Origin of the sequence: Streptomyces sp. NPDC089799 (genome assembly GCF_040684755.1) — a bacterium.
GTDB lineage: Bacteria > Actinomycetota > Actinomycetes > Streptomycetales > Streptomycetaceae > Streptomyces.
This window is the reverse complement of record NZ_JBFBGR010000009.1, coordinates 215,542-232,062: the sequence shown is the minus strand read 5'-3', so window position 1 is coordinate 232,062 and position 16,521 is coordinate 215,542. Positions and strand designations below refer to the sequence as shown.

Genomic DNA, 16,521 nt, shown 5'->3' with positions numbered 1-16,521 from the left:
CGTCGCCCCGACTTCCGCCAGTCCCGGCGCCGCCCCCGCCCCCGTCCCGCTGCCGCCGTCCCACCGGGCCCGCCCCCGCTGCCACCGTCCTATCGGCCGGCCTCCGCCGACGCCCGCCCGAACGCCCGGACGATCTCCTCGCCCGCCAGCACCCCGGCCGCCGTCAGCGCGGTCACGCCCGGAGCCCGCCATCCGGCGTCGGCCAGTTCGCCGTGGCCTGGCCGCCAGGCCCGGTCCGCCGCCAGCAGCAGGTCCGCGTCCAGCAGCGAGTCCCCCGCGGCCAGGGTGTGCGTGGCACCCGTGCGCCGGGCCACCTCCCGCATCGCCGCGCTCTTGGTCAGCGGGCGCGGGACGGCGTAGATCTTGCGGCCCTGGAGGGACACGGTCCAGCCGCGCGCCTCCGCCCACTCGGTGAGCGCCTTCAGCCACTCGTCCGGCACCAGCGCCCGCTCCACCACCAGGTAGACGAAGAGGTCCTCCGCCACCCGGGCCTTGCGCAGCCACGCCGGGTCGGCCGTGCCGACCAGGCGGTCGTGCACCTCCTCCAGCGGGGCGCACTCCCGCGCCAGGCGCCCGGCGACCGTCCGCCGCCAGTCCCGGTCGGAAACGCCGTCGACCAGCAGCTGCCCGCCGTTCGCGCAGATCGCGTACGGCGCGGGCGGTCCGGGGAAGCGGATGCGCTGGTACTGCTTGCGCGTCCGGGTGGTGGTCGGGACGAACACGACGTCGTCCCGGCCCGCCAGCTCCGCCAGCAGGGCCGCCGCCGTCTCCGTCATGAAGGACAGCGGCTTGCCCTCGTGGATCTCCACGCACAGCAGCCGCGGCGCCTCCGGGTCCGGCATCGTCAGCCCGAGGGCCGCCGAGGAGTAGATCAGCGTCCGGTCGAGATCGCTCGCTATCAGGACGGTCACCGGTTGACCACAGCCTTTCCGTCGGCGCCCGTGGCGCCTCTCGTGAAGCGGGGATGGATGAGTCCGACACAGGTGTACGGCAGGCCGTCGACCTCCTCGACCGGCACCCCGCGCTGCTCGGCCAGCAGCCGTACGTGGTCCAGGTCGGGCCCGGCGCCCCGGCGGGCCAGGATCTTCCACGGCACCCGGCGCAGCAGCACCCGGGTGGTCTCCCCGACACCCGGCTTGACCAGGTTCACGTCGTGGATGCCGTACTCCTCGCTGATCCGCTCGACCGCCGCCCAGCCCTCCCAGGTCGGGGTGCGGTCGGTGGCGAGGAGCTCCTTGACCTCGGCGTCGACGGCGTCGGAGACCTCGTCGAAGCGGGCCGCCACGGTGTCGACGAAGGCGGTCGAGACGTCGGCCCCGGCCAGCTCCCGGTAGAACTTGGCGCCGTGGAAGTCACCCGGCCCGACCAGGTCGGCGCGCAGCACGGTCCGCGAGACCAGGCCGGAGACGGTGGAGTTGAGGCAGGCCGAGGGAATGAGGAAGTCCTCCCGGGTGCCGTACGTGGCGACGCAGCCGCCGGGGTCGGCGAGCACCACGATCTCGGGGTCGAAGCCGGGGCCGCCCTCCCGTTCCCGGTGGGCTTCGAGCGCGGCCCGCAGCTCGCGGGTGATGGCGCCCTTGCCGGTCCAGCCGTCGACGAAGACGATGTCGGCCGGGTCGTGGCGGTCGGCCAGCCAGCGCAGGGCGTTGGCGTCGATGCCGCGGCCGCGCACGATCGAGACGGCGTAGTGCGGCAGGTCCAGGCCGTGCCGGTGGCGGGCCCAGCGGCGCATCAGCACGCCGACGGGGGTGCCGGCCCGGGCCAGCGAGACCAGTACCGGGGACGGGGACCGCTCGGCCAGCACCGTTTCGGTGACGGTGCCGACGGCGCGGGCGATCCGGGTCGCGGAGGCGCGGAGCGCCGAGTGGTAGAGCTCCTGGTAGTGCGGGCTCGGCTGGTACTCCACCGGCAGGGATTCGGCGTAGTGGGCGCCGCCCGCCTGGATGGCCTCCTCGCGTTCCTCGGTGGGGGCCTCCAGATGGACGTCCGAGAGGTCCTGCAGGAGCCAGCCGACGTCCTCGGGGGCGTAGGAGGAGAACGCGGGCCCGCGGAGGGGCTCGGACAGCATGATCGGCTCCTGCCGGTCGGGGACGACGGGGTCGGTGCGCACCGTGTCGGTGTCGCCGGGGGCGGCGTCGGCGGGATCGGTGTCCGTGCCGGCGGCGGCTGTGTCGGCGGGGACGGCGTCGGCGGAGGCGGCGTCGGCGGAGTCGGTGTCGGCCGCGCCTGCGGGGACGTACGACGGCACCACCGCGAGCAGTACCCGCCCGGCGTGCCCGCGCAGCCGGTCCAGCAGCCCGTCCGGCGCGTGCAGGGCGGGGGTGTCCCCGGCCGAGTCGACGACGGCGACCACGGCGTCGAAGCCGGCGCCCGCCACGTTGTAGGCGTAGCGGTCGCCCGGGCCGTCCGCCGGGTCGTCGTGGGCGGGGAACACCAGCCGGGTGCGTATGGCGTAGCCGGGGTCGTCCACGGCGAGCACCGGCGAGCGGGTCGTGGTCGAGAACCGGACCTCGGCGGCCGCGCCGGTGTCCTCCAGGGCCTTCGCGAGCCGCAGCGGGGTGTACATCAGCTCTTCGTTGCCGAGTACGAGAACCCTCCCGGGCCGCGCCCCGAGCGCCGAGGCGAGCTGCGCGCCGAGGCGGGGGACCGCTCGTTCCAGCCGCGTCCGGTGGAGGGGCGTGAAGCCGTGGCGCCCCCCGTCGGGGACCCCGCCGGGCCAGTCCAGGACGATGCGCCCGACCCCGGCGGCCGGCTCCGACCCCGCGCCGGCACCGGCCCCGGCACCCGTACCGGAGCCCGCACCGGCACCCGCCTCGTGCTCGGCCACCAGGGCCTGCCCCTTCGCCAGCACGTCCGGCGGCAGGGCGACCGTCCCGGAAGCCAGCGCGACCAGGTCGATCCGGGCGCCCAGCTCCGCCGCGAAGGCGGCCAGCCGGTCACGGTCGGCCGCGGAACGCATGTCGACCAGGGCGACCACCACGTAGTGGGTGCGCGGATGGCGGGCGTGCAGGTCGCGGATGGTGTTGAGGACCGTGTTGCCGGTGGAGAACTCGTCGTCGACCAGCACCAGCGGGCCGGTGCCCGCCAGCTGCGCCGGGTCCTCGGGCAGCAGCAGGTGGGAGGTGGCGTGCGAGTGGGACTCCTCGAAGCCGCCGGCCGGGGTCAGCCCGGCGACCGGACGGCGGGTGGAGTGCAGGTAGGGCGCGGCGCCCAGGCCGTCGGCCACGCAGTGGCCCAGGCCGGTCGCGGTCTCCGCGTAGCCGAGGACCACGGCGGAGGCCGCCTGCTCGCCCAGCAGCTCCCGGACCCGCTCGCCGAGCCCGTGCCCGGCGCCGTACACCACGGCCGGGGACTGCGGCACGTGCTTGCCGAGCACCCGGGAGACGAGCAGGTGGGCCCGCTTGGGGTTGCGGCGCAGGGCGAGCCCGAGCAGCCCCGGCAGGTCCCCGGCGCCGTCCAGGCGCACCCCCAGCCGGTCCGCGACCCACGTCCCGGACCACACCTCCGGCACGCCCGGTACCACCGCCGTGCCGGCTCGCGGCACCGCGCCCGATCCCACCGTGTCGATCGTCTTGCCTTCCGTCGATCCCATCAGACCTGCAGTCCCGCCGTCAGGAGGTCGACGAAGCCGACCTCCTCCCTGGCCACCCCGAACACCTCGGCGCGCAGCATGGTGCGCTCGGCCCAGGCCCGGTGGGGCTTCACCTCGTTCATCTTGTTCGTGTAGGCGGACCGCATCACTCCGCCGCCGCCCCGCTCCGGGCTCAGGATGTCCTGGGCGTCGCTGAACTCCTCGTGCGAGACCACCGACAGGGCGTGCACCGGGGCCGTGTGCGCCGGGTGGATGCAGGTCTTGCCGAGGAGTCCGTTGGCGCGGTCGAGCTCGATCTCGCGCAGCAGGCCGTCCAGGTCGTGCTCGATCAGGGTGGTGCGGAGGTCCTCGGCCTGGCCGTCCAGGAACGGGCTCCGGCGCAGCTGGGGCTTGAACATCCGCTCCTGGTGGCGGAAGTACTCCCAGACCGGTCCGGTGATGGTGAAGCCGGTGCCGTCCGCCCGGCTCAGCACGTTCACCACGTCCGCGATGACGCCCGCGACGATCTGGACGTCGTAGGCGGTCATGTCGGGGGAACGGCGCAGTCCGTAGGCGGAGCAGAAGTCGGTGACGCCCAGCCGGAGGGCGAGGACCCGGTCGCGGTGGAGGTTGACCGTGCGGGAGATCCCGGCGAGGGCCTCGACCCGGGTCTCCAGGTGGAGCAGCTCGGGGGATTCCAGGACGGGCATGGCGTAGAGGCGCCGGCCGCTCGCCTCCTCGGCGGCGGCGACGGCCTCCAGGAAGGCCGTGCCACTGCCCTCGGTGAATTTCGGAAGTACAAATCCGGCCAACCATCGGACGGAGGTGCCGAGCCGGGCCACCAGGTCCGGTATCTGCTCCGGTGTGCGGACCCGGACGAACAGCAGCGGCAGCTCGGCTGCACCGCCCTCGCGGGCCTGCGCTTCGAGCTCGGCGAACTGCCGGACGAGGTTCTCCTCACCCGCCGTGACCTCGGCATCGCTGATGGAGTCCTCCAGGCACAGCACCATGGACACGACACCGCGGGCCGCCTGCTTGCGGATGTCGGAAGCCAGGTGCGGCCGGACGGCGGGGCTGTAGAGGGTGGCACCCAGGGCCGCGGCAAGAATGCGGGCGGGGGAAGCGGCGGTGAATTCGGCCGGTTCCCGGTGGAAGAGACCCTCACGGGTCGCGGGCGATATGTGCCCGAAATGACGCATGTGCTTCCCCCGTACTGCCTCGGCGGCCCAACTGGCGTGGCCGGTAATAGTACGTACGAATGCGATGCCGAGTTCCTCGCGCACATGAAATCCAGGTAACCGTCCTGAAGACTGGGCGGTAGCGGCCGGTCGTGAACGGTGGCGGCCGATCTGCCCGATCTTGTGACCCGGTCTTGTGACCCGATCTTGTGACCCGGTCTTGTGACCCGGTCTTGTGACCCGATCGTGCGGCCCGTTCCCGCGACCCGTTCCCGCGACCCGCGCACGCGGATCCCCTTGCACCATGCACGGGCTGCGGGGCTCCCGACAAGGGTCGGGCGGGGATCGGTCCGGCCCGCACCGGGGGGCCGCATTGTCCCGGTCCGGCCCGGGAGGGCAGGATGACCGGCATGACGCACGCGATGCAGAAGGGCTCCAACATTCCGGTCACCGCCGCGGCGGTCCGGGCGGTGCTGCGCTGGACCACTGGCCCCGAGGTTCCGGACGTGGACGCTTCGGCGCTGCTCGTGGGCCCGGACGGGCGGGTGCGTTCGGACGAGGACTTCGTCTTCTACAACCAGCCGCGGCACCCCTCGGGGGCGGTCTGGCGGCTCGGCAAGAAGCTGATCGGGGACAGCGTCACCGACGCGGTGCAGGCCGACCTCGGCTCGGTCACCGCAGCGGTGGACCGGATCCTGGTGGTCGCCTCCGCCGAGGACGTGCCCTTCGAGCGGGTCCACGACCTGCGGATCCTGCTCTACGACGCCACCGGCGCGGGCGGCACGGACCCCCTGGCGCACTTCGACGTGCGGCCGGAGACCGGGGCCGAGACGGCTCTGATCTGCGGGGAGCTGTACCGCCGGGGCGAGGGCTGGAAGTTCCGGGCGCTCGGCGAGGGCTACTCCAACGGGCTGGTGGGGCTGGCCACCGACCACGGCATCTCGGTGGACGAGAACCCCGACGCCGACGCCCCCGACGGGGCCCCGGCCGGCGACCCCGAGGCCACCACCGCCATGCGGCCGCCGACCCCGCCCCACCCGGTGCCGGCGGCGCCGCCGGTCCCGTCGGCGCCGCCCACGCAGGCCCCGCCGGCCGTGCAGCCCGCCTACGGGTACCCGCAGCCGGTGTCCCCCGCCCCGGTGCCGGGACCGGGCGGGGACCCGTCCTTCCGGCTGCCGCTGCAGGGGCCGCAGTTCGCCCGGCGCTAGGGCCCGCGCTAGCGGGCGCTGCTCTTGTAGCCCCGCCCCCACTGGAGCCCCCAGCCGTACAGCCGGTCCAGCTCGGCCTGGAAGCCGTAGACGAAGCGCACCTCGCGGCGGACGACCAGTTCGCCGCCGGTGTTCTCCAGGGAGACCACCGCGCAGGAGCGGGCCTCGGGGTGCCGTTCGTCGAGGGCGATCTCGATGCGCGGTCCGCTGATCGGGTAGAGGGTGACCACGGCGTGGGTCCGGTCAAAAGCCGGGGTCTGGTCGTAGATGTAGACGAAGACCAGCAGCCGTTTGATCTCCTCGGCGTGGTCCAGGTTGACGTAGAGGGTCTCCCCCGAAGGGGACCCGAAGCGGTCGTCGCCGCTGAGCTTCACGTACGGCGGGTCGTTGAGGTCGCCGAGGAGGTTGCCCAGCGGCTGGACCACTCCCCGGGTGCCGTCCGCCAGCTCGTACAGGCAGCCCATGTCGAGGTCGACGTTGACCATGCCCTGGGTGTGCGCCTGCACCACCTCGGGCTTGAACAGCTTGAACGGATGGCGGAACAGCTGGCCGCTCTGCCCCGACCGGCCGCCTATGTCCGAGCTCCGCATCCGCCAGGACAGGTTGACCCGCAGGTTCCCCGTGACGGCGCCCTGCTTGGTCAGCGAGACCGCCGGGTGCCGACGCGTCAGCTCGATCGCGTTCGACGAGGCGGCGCCCGACTGGAACTGGGCCGCCCGGCCTCCCCTGAGCCCGTCGAAGAACCCCATGTCCTTCCCCCCACGTCCGAACCGCCACCGGAGTGACCCGGTGCCGGGAACACCGACAGGGGGTGGCCGGACGGCCACCCCCTGTCAATGTTTCCGCATACGCGGCCGGCTCATGCCTCGGCCGCACGCCTTTGCGTCATGTCCCGGCTGCGCGCGGGGGCGCACGGGGGCGTCACGCCTTGGCGGTGGCGGCCTCCTCCAGCTCCATCCGCTTGTTGCGGCGGACCGAGGACCAGAAGGACGCGGCGATGAGCACCACCCCGATGAGGCCGGTGATGACCTCGCTGATCTCGTGCTGGATGGTGACCAGCAGGATCAGGGCCAGCGCGCCGATCGCGTAGTGCGCGCCGTGCTCCAGGTAGACGTAGTCGTCCAGGGTGCCCTCGCGGACCAGGTAGACCGTGAGCGACCGGACGTACATGGCGCCGATGCCGAGGCCGAGCGCCATCCAGAAGATGTGGTTGGTGATCGCGAAGGCGCCGATGACCCCGTCGAAGGAGAAGGAGGCGTCCAGCACCTCCAGGTAGAGGAAGAGGAAGAACGCGGCCTTGCCGGCCAGGCCGACCGCCGAGACCTGCTTGCCCTCGGCCTTGGCCTTCTCCTCCTCCTCGTGCTCGCGCTCCTCTTCCTCTTCGAGCTTGTCCTCGAAGTAGGAGGAGAGGCCGCCCACGATCAGGTAGGTGATCAGGCCGGCGACGCCGGCGAGCAGCACGGTGGCGGACTTGTCCGCGTGGCCGGTGCTGGTGTGGGCCTCGGTCGCGAAGGTCATCGCGGTGACGAGCAGGGCGATCAGCGCGATGCAGACCGACAGCATGTCGACCTTGCCGAGCTTGGCCAGCGGCCGCTCCAGCCAGTGCAGCCACTTGATGTCACGGTCCTCGAAGATGAAGTCCAGGAAGATCATCAGGAGGAACATGCCACCGAACGCGGCGATCGCGGGGTGGGCGTCGGTGACCAGCGCCTCGTACTTCGCGGGCTCGTCCAGGGCGAGGTTGACGGCCTCGATCGGTCCGACCTTGGCGCTGATCGCGACGATGGCAACGGGGAAGACCAGTCGCATGCCGAAGACCGCGATGAGAACACCGATCGTGAGGAAGATCTTTTGCCAGAAGGCATTCATCTTCTTCAGGATTCCGGCATTTACGACGGCATTGTCGAAGGACAGCGAGATTTCGAGGACCGACAGGATCAGCACGATCCCGAACGCCTCCCACCCCCACTGCCAAGCGGCGAAGGCAAGGCCGAGCGCCGTGATGGCGAACGACCAGCCGAAGGTTTTCAGAACCACTGGCACCCCATGCTCTTGTACGGCTTTACGAAACGTTGACCCCGAAGTCTAGAGCGATGCCCCGCAGGCCCGACGCGTACCCCTGCCCCACGGCCCGGAACTTCCATTCGCCCCCGTAGCGGTACACCTCGCCGAAGATCATCGCGGTTTCGCTGGAGGCGTCCTCGGACAGGTCGTAGCGGGCCAGTTCCTGGCCGTCCGCCTGGTTGACCACGCGGATGAAGGCGTTGGTGACCTGGCCGAAGGTCTGCCGGCGGGCGTCCGCATCGTGGATCGAGACCGGGAAGACGATCTTGTCCACCTCGGCCGGCACCTGGGCCAGGTCGATGATGATCGACTCGTCGTCGCCCTCGCCCTCACCGGTGAGGTTGTCACCCGTGTGTTCGACGGAGCCCTCGGGGCTCTTGAGGTTGTTGTAGAAGACGAAGTACTGGTCCCCCAGCACCCGGCCGCCGTTGCACAGCAGCGCACTGGCGTCGAGGTCGAAGTCGGCCCCCGTGGTGGAGCGCGCGTCCCAGCCGAGGCCGACCAGGATCCGGGTCAGATTCGGTGCGGCCTTGGAGAGGGAGACATTGCCTCCCTTGGCGAGCGTGACGCCCATGTGTGGTCCTCCCCGGAACACGTGGTGGTGGCAAAACCGTCCGGCGCCGCACACGGACGGGTGCGCGGCGCCGGACGGGTGGACTGCCGGCGGGCCGGCAGAAGGAGACTCAGACGTTGACGCCGAAGTCCTGCGCGATGCCGCGCAGGCCCGAGGCGTACCCCTGGCCGATGGCACGGAACTTCCACTCGGCGCCGTTGCGGTAGAGCTCGCCGAAGACCATGGCGGTCTCGGTCGAGGCGTCCTCGCTCAGGTCGTAGCGGGCCAGCTCCGTGTTGTCCGCCTGGTTCACCACGCGGATGAACGCGTTGCGCACCTGGCCGAAGCTCTGCTGCCGGGTCTCGGCGTCGTAGATCGAGACCGGGAAGACGATGCGGTGCACGTCGGCGGGCACGCCGACGAGGTTCACCTTGATCTGCTCGTCGTCGCCCTCGCCCTCACCGGTGAGGTTGTCACCGGTGTGCTCCACGGAGCCGTCGGGGCTCTTGAGGTTGTTGAAGAAGACGAAGTTGCCGTCGATCGCGACCTTGCCCTGGTCGTTGGTGAGCAGGGCGCTGGCGTCGAGGTCGAACTCGGTGCCGGTGGTGGTGCGAGCGTCCCAGCCCAGACCGACGATGACCGCCGTCAGGTTGGGGGCGGCCTTGGTCAGCGAGACGTTGCCGCCCTTGCTGAGGCTGACTCCCACGGATCCTCCATTGGTTACTTGTCTGGGGCGGGGCCCCGTCGTGCGGTTGCTACCGGGTCAACGGTCCGATCCTAGTGACGGGTTCCCGCCCGGAGACACCTTTAGGCCGGTACCGCCCCGGCCGTGACCCCGCCCGGGCGGCTCAGAGGCTGTCGAGCGCCTTGACGTACTCGTTCAGGTCGCGGGCGTCGGGCAGGCCGTTGACGACGGTCCAGCGCACGATGCCGTCCTTGTCGATGATGAAGGTGCCGCGCACGGCGCAGCCCTTGTCCTCGTCGAAGACGCCGTACGCGCGGGAGGTCTCGCCGTGCGGCCAGAAGTCCGACAGCAGCGGGTACTCCAGGCCCTCCTGCTCGGCGAACACGCGCAGGGTGGGCACCGAGTCGTTGGAGACGGCGAGCAGCTGGACGTCGTCGTTCTGGAAGCGGGGCAGCTGGTCGCGGAGCTCGCAGAGCTCGCCGGTGCACACGCCGGTGAAGGCGAAGGGGTAGAAGAGCAGGACGACGCTCTTCTCACCGCGGAAGTCGGACAGCCGGACGGTCGCGCCGTGGTTGTCCTTGAGCTCGAAGTCCGGAGCCTTGTTGCCGACCTCGATCGCCATCTCTCGCATCCCTCCATTGGGCCGTTCGGATGGCCCCAGCCTATCGAGGGGGCGCGGGGAAGGCAGAAACCCCGCCGACCGGGGTCGGCGGGGTTTCCGTCCGCTCGGGTGCGGAACGCGGCTCAGCGCTTGCCGGTCTTGGCGGCCTTGGCGGCCTTGGGGGTCACCAGCTTGTTGGCGGTCCAGTCCTTGCCCACGCTCACCGGCTTGCTCGTCGAGAGGCCCGCGGTGGTGGCGGCCTCGTTGACGTCGCTGGGGAGCACGTGACCGTCACGGCCGGTTTTCGGCGTCATGAGCAGGATCACCGCGTTGTCTTCGACGAACTCGGTGGCGTCGACCAGCGCGTCCGTCAGATCGCCGTCTTCGTCCCGGAACCAGAGGAGCACGGCGTCGGCAACGTCGTCGTAGTCCTCATCGACGAGATCGCTGCCGATCTGCTCCTCAATGGCCTCGCGGAATTCCTGATCGGCGTCGTCGTCGAAGCCGATCTCCTGGACCACCTGGTCGGACTGGAAACCCAGCCGGGCGGCCAGGTTGGTCTCCGCGTGGTCCGCGGTCGCGCTCACGGGGTGCCTCCTGCTCATGTTCGGGGTATGTCTTCGGCTGCGCGCGGACGCGCAGCATTGGGCGTAGTCCACACGGGAGCGGCGGATCGCGCAAGTACCCGGTGGGCGAGACCGCCGAAACGGTGACGATTGCGGCCGTCTCGACGCTCTTGGATTACCCATCCCACACCATTGCAGCTCATTCGGCATCGGATGGGGACCTTCCTACCTGTTTGAGGGACGAACGGCCTTTCGGACGTGGCGAACGGGGTGGGCGGAACATCCCGGTACAGGCGTTCCGTCCCGGGTCGGGTCCGGAGCCTCACCGCCCGGCCCGCGCTCCCGCCCGCGCCCCCACTCCGGACGCTCCCGGGGCCGGGCCGGGAGGCAATCGCCCGAAGTTCCGCGGGTTACCTGGCGGTAAAGGTGACGATTAAGGTCCTGCGGTACACGATGGGAGGCGGTGTGACCCATGACACGATCCTCCCCCGACAGCGAAGGAACAGCGTGGCTTCCGCATCCGATCGCAACCCGATCATCATTGGCGGCCTGCCGAGCCAGGTCCCGGACTTCGATCCGGAGGAGACCCGGGAGTGGCTCGACTCCCTGGACGCAGCCGTCGACGAGCGCGGGCGTGAGCGGGCCCGCTACCTGATGCTGCGGCTGATCGAGCGGGCCCGCGAGAAGCGCGTGGCCGTGCCCGAGATGCGCAGCACGGACTACGTCAACACGATCGCGACCAAGGACGAGCCCTTCTTCCCCGGCAACGAGGAGATCGAGCGCAAGGTCCTGAACGCCACCCGGTGGAACGCCGCGGTGATGGTCTCGCGGGCGCAGCGCCCCGGCATCGGCGTCGGCGGCCACATCGCCACCTTCGCCTCCTCGGCCTCCCTCTACGACGTGGGCTTCAACCACTTCTTCCGCGGCAAGGACGAGGGCGACGGCGGCGACCAGATCTTCTTCCAGGGCCACGCCTCACCCGGCGTCTACGCCCGCGCCTACCTGCTGGACCGGCTCTCCGAGCAGCAGCTCGACGCCTTCCGGCAGGAGAAGTCCAAGGCCCCGTACGGCCTGTCCAGCTACCCGCACCCGCGGCTGATGCCGGACTTCTGGGAGTTCCCGACCGTCTCGATGGGCCTCGGCCCGATCGGCGCGATCTACCAGGCCCGGATGAACCGGTACATGGAGGCGCGCGGCATCGCGGACACCTCCAAGTCACACGTTTGGGCGTACCTCGGCGACGGCGAGATGGACGAGCCGGAGTCGCTGGGCCAGCTGACCCTCGCCGCCCGCGAGGGCCTGGACAACCTGACCTTCGTGGTCAACTGCAACCTGCAGCGGCTCGACGGCCCGGTGCGCGGCAACGGCAAGGTCATCCAGGAGCTGGAGTCGGTCTTCCGGGGTGCCGGCTGGAACGTGATCAAGCTGATCTGGGACCGCTCCTGGGACCCGCTGCTGGCCCAGGACCGGGACGGCATCCTGGTCAACCGGATGAACACCACGCCGGACGGCCAGTTCCAGACCTACGCGACGGAGACCGGCGCGTACATCCGGGACCACTTCTTCGGCGACGACCAGCGGCTGCGCGCCATGGTCGAGAACATGACCGACGACCAGATCCTGCACCTGGGGCGCGGCGGCCACGACCACAAGAAGATCTACGCGGCGTACGCGGCGGCCAAGGCGCACAAGGGCCAGCCCACCGTCATCCTGGCGAAGACGATCAAGGGGTGGACGCTCGGCCCGAACTTCGAGGGCCGCAACGCGACCCACCAGATGAAGAAGCTGACGGTCGACGACCTCAAGGGCTTCCGCGACCGGCTGCACATCCCGGTCACGGACTCGCAGCTGGAGAGCGGCCTGCCGCCGTACTACCACCCGGGCCCGGACTCCGAGGAGATCCAGTACATGCACGACCGGCGCAGCGCGCTGGGCGGCTACGTACCGACCCGCGTGGTGCGCGCCAAGCCGCTGCCGCTGCCGGAGGACAAGACCTACGCGGCGGCCAGGAAGGGCTCCGGCCACCAGTCGATCGCGACGACCATGGCCTTCGTCCGCATCCTGAAGGACCTGATGCGGGACAAGGAGATCGGCCGGCGGTTCGTGCTGATCGCGCCGGACGAGTACCGCACCTTCGGCATGGACGCGTTCTTCCCGAGCGCCAAGATCTACAACCCGCTGGGCCAGCAGTACGAGGCGGTGGACCGCGACCTGCTGCTCGCCTACAAGGAGTCGCCGACCGGCCAGATGCTGCACGACGGCATCTCGGAGGCGGGCTGCACGGCCTCGCTGATCGCGGCGGGCTCGGCCTACGCCACGCACGGCGAGCCGCTGATCCCGGTCTACGTCTTCTACTCGATGTTCGGTTTCCAGCGGACGGGTGACCAGTTCTGGCAGATGGCCGACCAGCTGGCGCGCGGTTTCGTGCTCGGCGCGACGGCCGGCCGGACCACCCTGACGGGTGAGGGCCTGCAGCACGCGGACGGCCACTCCCAGCTGCTGGCCTCGACCAACCCGGGCTGCATCGCGTACGACCCGGCCTACGGCTACGAGATCGCACACATCGTCCAGGACGGCCTGCGGCGGATGTACGGACCGGAGGCGGAGGACGTCTTCTACTACCTGACGGTCTACAACGAGCCGATCCAGCACCCGGCCGAGCCGGCCGACGTGGACGTCGAGGGCATCCTCAAGGGCATCCACCGGATCGCGGCGGGCACCTCGGGCGCCGTCCCGGCACAGATCCTCGCCTCGGGCGTGGCCGTGCCGTGGGCGCTGGAGGCCCAGCGGCTGCTGGCGACGGAGTGGAACGTCCGGGCGGACGTCTGGTCGGCGACCTCCTGGAACGAGCTGCGGCGCGAGGCCGTGGCCGTGGAGGAGCACAACCTGCTCCACCCGGAGGAGGAGCAGCGCGTGCCGTACGTGACGCGCAAGCTGTCCGGCTCCGACGGGCCGTTCGTGGCGGTGTCGGACTGGATGCGCAGCGTGCCGGACCAGATCTCCCGCTGGGTTCCGGGCGCGTACACCTCGCTGGGTGCGGACGGCTTCGGCTTCGCCGACACCCGGGGCGCGGCGCGGCGGTTCTTCCACATCGACGCGCAGTCGGTGGTGCTGGCGGTGCTCACCGAGCTGGCGAAGACCGGGCAGATCGACCGCTCGGTGCTCAAGCAGGCGATCGACCGCTACCAGCTGCTGGACGTCTCGGCGGCGGACCCGGGCGCGGCGGGCGGCGACGCCTAGGCACGGCCTGGCAGCCCCTCGCGCGGACGCACGCGGACGGACCCGGACGCACCGGAGCGTGCGTCCGCGTGCGCGGGGCGGACCATCCGATGACGCGGCTCCGGCTCCGGCCGGGGCTGCGTCCGTTTCGTACCTTCCTTACGATGCCGGGCATGAAGGAACAGCCCGCGCAGGTCCGCTGGGAGCGGCGCACGCAGAACCCCTTGCTGGCCCTGGCGGTGCTCTTCGCCGTCGCCTACACGGTGCCGATCGTGGTCCCCGACGCCGATCCGGCGGTGCTGCGGGGCTGCATGTACGCCGAGTGGGGGGTCTGGGCGGTCTTCGCCGCGGACTACCTGGTCCGGCTGGGGCTGGCGCACGACCGGCGGCTGTTCGTCCGCACCCACTGGCTGGACCTGGCGGCTGTGCTGCTGCCGCTGGTGCAGCCGCTGCGGCTGCTGCGGCTGGTCGCCACCCTGATGCTGGTCGGGCGGCGGGCGCGGATGGCACCGCAGATCCGGCTCACCACGTACGTGGCGGGGGCCGTGGTCGGGCTGATGATGTTCGGCTCGCTGGCGGTGCTGAGCGTGGAGCGGGACGCGCCGCACGGCAACATCAAGACGCTGGGCGACGCGGTGTGGTGGTCCTTCACCACCATGACCACCGTCGGGTACGGCGACCACTCCCCGACCACCGGGCTGGGGCGGGTGCTCGCGGTGGGACTGATGCTGTCCGGGATCGCCCTGCTGGGTGTGGTGACGGCGAACATCGCGGCGTGGTTCATCTCCCGCTTCGAGCGGGACGACGCGGTGGAGCGGGCGCAGCTGGCCCTCCTCACGGAGCTCCAGTCGGAGCTCCGCGCCCTCCGGGCGGAGGTGGCCCGCCTTTCGCCTGCGGCGGCTGCGCCGACCCTGCCGACTCCGCCGGCGCCGCTCCCCGCCGGACCGGCGCCCGCCGAGGGTGTGGGGGCGCCGCTCCACTGAGGTGCGGGCAGGCGTTCTGCCGGGCTCTGCCCCGCCCGGGGCCGGGACGCCGGCTCCGCCGAGGTGTGGGCAGGCGGGGGGGTACCGCCGTCGAGCCCACACGGCGGTGGTGGGGCAGGGGCAGTGGAGTGCCCCGTCAGGGGCGCGGGGAACTGCGCGAACGGCCAGGGGCGGGCCGCAGGCCGGGGAGCGACCGGGCCGCCCCGGTCCGGGGCGGGGGCTGGGGCCGCAGGCCACAGTTTCGGGAAGGGGCGGGGTGGGGAAATGGACCCCCGCCCCGCCCCCGGCGGGGTCAGTTCTCCCAGACCTTGAACGCGCGGACCTGGTACGGCGACCTCGGCAGCCACACCCCGTCCCCGGGGTAGGTCTGGAACTCGCCCGTCTCGGCGCACTCGGCCGACTGGTACGTGGTCACCGGCCGCCCGGTGCGGTTGGCCAGTGCCTGGGCCGGCGGACCTGCCGCCGGCAGCGGGACGCAGCTGTCCACGTCGAGCCGGTGCAGCTCGTGGACCTGCCGCTTGCCCTGGAACTCCGGCTTGGGCCACAGGCAGAGCTGGCCCGGCCCGCAGGGCCCGAGCGGCGGCGGAGCCGTGCCCCGGGGCGCCATGGCCCCCGGAGCCGCGGCCCGGGCTGCGTCGGCCCCGGCCGCGTCAGCCCCGGCCGCCGCCGCCGGCAGCAGCGCCGCACCGCCCAGCAGCACCGCGGCCGCCACGAGGGCAGCCGCCGTCGTAACCCGGCCCGCGAGGAAAGACGTACGCATGGCGATCAACTCCTTGCGCGGCGAACCGCCCGTACGGGTGGCCGGGTCGGCCGAGGAGCCCGTACGGATCGCCGCACCCCCACGCTGACCTGCGGCGACATGGTCGCGGAAGGGGCCCGGGAGCGGACCACCCGGATAGGGGACCCCGCACCGGACGGCCCGCCAGAGAGCGTCCAGGGCCCCGGAATTGACCCCTCCGACCAGGTACGGGGCCCGTCCCGCCGCCCCGTTCGCCCGCAGGGGGTCCCACCCGAACGTGTCATGCCCGCCAGGACGACCCCCGGTCCGGCACCCCCGCGGCACCGCCTCGAACGGCGCAGCCGGACCGCCGCACCCGGGTCCGGCACCGATAGCCTGACCGCTCACTCGGCGTCAGGTGTCCCGGCCTCGCCGGGCGGCGGAGAGGACCATGCGGTGATGACCGACCAGCGGCCGGTGCCGGCGGCGCCGGCCGGACTGCGCGAACGCAAGAAGCAGCGCACCCGCGACGCCCTCCTCCGCGCCGCCCTCCTGCTCTTCACCTCGCAGGGCTACGAGCAGACCACCGTCGACGAGATCGCCGGCGCGGTCGACGTGTCGCAGCGGACCTTCTTCCGGTACTTCGCCAACAAGGAGGAGGCCGCGTTCGCGGTCCAGGACCTGGCGGAGTCCCACTTCGTCGCGGCGCTGGCGGCCCGGCCGGCCTTCGAGGGGCCGCTGGAAGCCCTGCGGAACGCGGTCCTCCGCACCTGGGACACGATCGAGGACGCCCTGTCCGACGTGGTCCCGGTGGACCTGTACATCCGCGCGTACCGGATGATCGAGTCCACTCCCGCCCTGCTCGCGGTGCACCTGCGCCGTTCCGCCGAGCTGGAGGAGCGGGTCGCCCGCATGGTGGCCCGCCGCGAGGGCCTGGACGTGGACGCGGACCCTCGGCCCCGGGTGGCGGTGGCCGCCTTCTCCGGTGTGACCCGGGTCACGGGCCGGCTGTGGGGGCGGGGCGAGGACACCAGCGTGGCCGCGATCCGGCGGATGACCGAGGAGCACCTGGACCAGATCACCCGGGCCCTGGCGGCCGATTGGCGGGGCGTGCCCGCCCCCGCGCCGGCCGCCGTCAACCCACCGTCCGGGGCGACTTCGTAAACGTGACGCCC

General features: G+C 71.8%; 14 protein-coding genes. 4 read left to right on the top strand and 10 right to left on the bottom strand.

The features are described 5' to 3' along the window. Positions 1-89 precede the first annotated feature (89 nt). From AB0O36_RS12735 to AB0O36_RS12725, 3 genes are read right to left on the bottom strand one after another with little or no spacing between them, the layout of a single operon-like run. Positions 90-911 carry an HAD family hydrolase gene (locus tag AB0O36_RS12735; RefSeq protein ID WP_365108104.1) on the bottom strand — a complete coding sequence of 274 codons (822 nt, stop codon included), beginning with the start codon at positions 909-911 and terminating at the stop codon, positions 90-92. Further along, complete coding sequence (locus tag AB0O36_RS12730) at positions 908-3,592, bottom strand: phosphoribosyltransferase (RefSeq protein WP_365108102.1); 2,685 nt, start codon at positions 3,590-3,592, stop codon at positions 908-910. Before AB0O36_RS12730 ends, AB0O36_RS12735 begins: the two co-directional genes overlap by 4 nt. Continuing rightward, a complete protein-coding gene (locus AB0O36_RS12725) occupies positions 3,592-4,770 on the bottom strand; it encodes an HpcH/HpaI aldolase/citrate lyase family protein (protein WP_365108099.1) in 1,179 nt (392 codons plus the stop codon). Before AB0O36_RS12725 ends, AB0O36_RS12730 begins: the two co-directional genes overlap by 1 nt. Positions 4,771-5,159: 389 nt before the next feature. Between AB0O36_RS12725 and AB0O36_RS12720 the strand changes: the two genes are divergently transcribed. Further along, positions 5,160-5,957, top strand: a complete 798-nt coding sequence (locus AB0O36_RS12720) for a TerD family protein (RefSeq protein WP_365108096.1) — start codon at positions 5,160-5,162, stop codon at positions 5,955-5,957. A gap of 8 nt (positions 5,958-5,965) precedes the next feature. On the opposite strand, the gene AB0O36_RS12715 is transcribed toward AB0O36_RS12720, so the two are convergent. From AB0O36_RS12715 to AB0O36_RS12690, 6 genes are all read right to left on the bottom strand, one after another. After that, positions 5,966-6,706 carry a Tellurium resistance gene (locus AB0O36_RS12715; protein WP_365108093.1) on the bottom strand — a complete coding sequence of 247 codons (741 nt, stop codon included), beginning with the start codon at positions 6,704-6,706 and terminating at the stop codon, positions 5,966-5,968. Positions 6,707-6,878: 172 nt separating this feature from the next. Next, positions 6,879-7,994, bottom strand: a complete 1,116-nt coding sequence (locus tag AB0O36_RS12710) for a DUF475 domain-containing protein (RefSeq protein WP_365108313.1) — start codon at positions 7,992-7,994, stop codon at positions 6,879-6,881. 25 nt (positions 7,995-8,019) lie between these two features. Next, positions 8,020-8,595 (bottom strand): TerD family protein, encoded by a 576-nt coding sequence (locus AB0O36_RS12705; protein ID WP_365108090.1) that lies wholly within the window; start codon positions 8,593-8,595, stop codon positions 8,020-8,022. A 109-nt stretch (positions 8,596-8,704) separates the two neighbouring features. Then, complete coding sequence (locus AB0O36_RS12700) at positions 8,705-9,280, bottom strand: TerD family protein (RefSeq protein WP_365108087.1); 576 nt, start codon at positions 9,278-9,280, stop codon at positions 8,705-8,707. Positions 9,281-9,422: 142 nt separating this feature from the next. Next, entirely contained in the window at positions 9,423-9,881 is a 459-nt protein-coding gene (locus AB0O36_RS12695; protein ID WP_365108085.1) for a peroxiredoxin, read from the bottom strand. Between the two features lie 122 nt (positions 9,882-10,003). Next, positions 10,004-10,447, bottom strand: a complete 444-nt coding sequence (locus AB0O36_RS12690; protein WP_365108082.1) for a DUF3052 domain-containing protein — start codon at positions 10,445-10,447, stop codon at positions 10,004-10,006. Between the two features lie 486 nt (positions 10,448-10,933). Between AB0O36_RS12690 and aceE the strand changes: the two genes are divergently transcribed. Next, the gene (gene aceE, locus AB0O36_RS12685; RefSeq protein ID WP_365108080.1) at positions 10,934-13,666 is read left to right on the top strand and encodes a pyruvate dehydrogenase (acetyl-transferring), homodimeric type; all 2,733 of its coding nucleotides are present in this window, start codon (positions 10,934-10,936) and stop codon (positions 13,664-13,666) included. 152 nt (positions 13,667-13,818) lie between these two features. Continuing rightward, entirely contained in the window at positions 13,819-14,628 is an 810-nt protein-coding gene (locus tag AB0O36_RS12680; protein ID WP_365108077.1) for a potassium channel family protein, read from the top strand. Positions 14,629-14,920: 292 nt separating this feature from the next. Here the strand turns inward: AB0O36_RS12680 and AB0O36_RS12675 are convergent, their stop codons facing one another. After that, positions 14,921-15,388 (bottom strand): peptidase inhibitor family I36 protein, encoded by a 468-nt coding sequence (locus tag AB0O36_RS12675; protein WP_365108074.1) that lies wholly within the window; start codon positions 15,386-15,388, stop codon positions 14,921-14,923. 417 nt (positions 15,389-15,805) lie between these two features. Here AB0O36_RS12675 and AB0O36_RS12670 point away from each other — a divergent pair, with 417 nt between their 5' ends. Continuing rightward, positions 15,806-16,510 carry a TetR family transcriptional regulator gene (locus AB0O36_RS12670; RefSeq protein ID WP_365108071.1) on the top strand — a complete coding sequence of 235 codons (705 nt, stop codon included), beginning with the start codon at positions 15,806-15,808 and terminating at the stop codon, positions 16,508-16,510. Positions 16,511-16,521 lie beyond the last annotated feature (11 nt).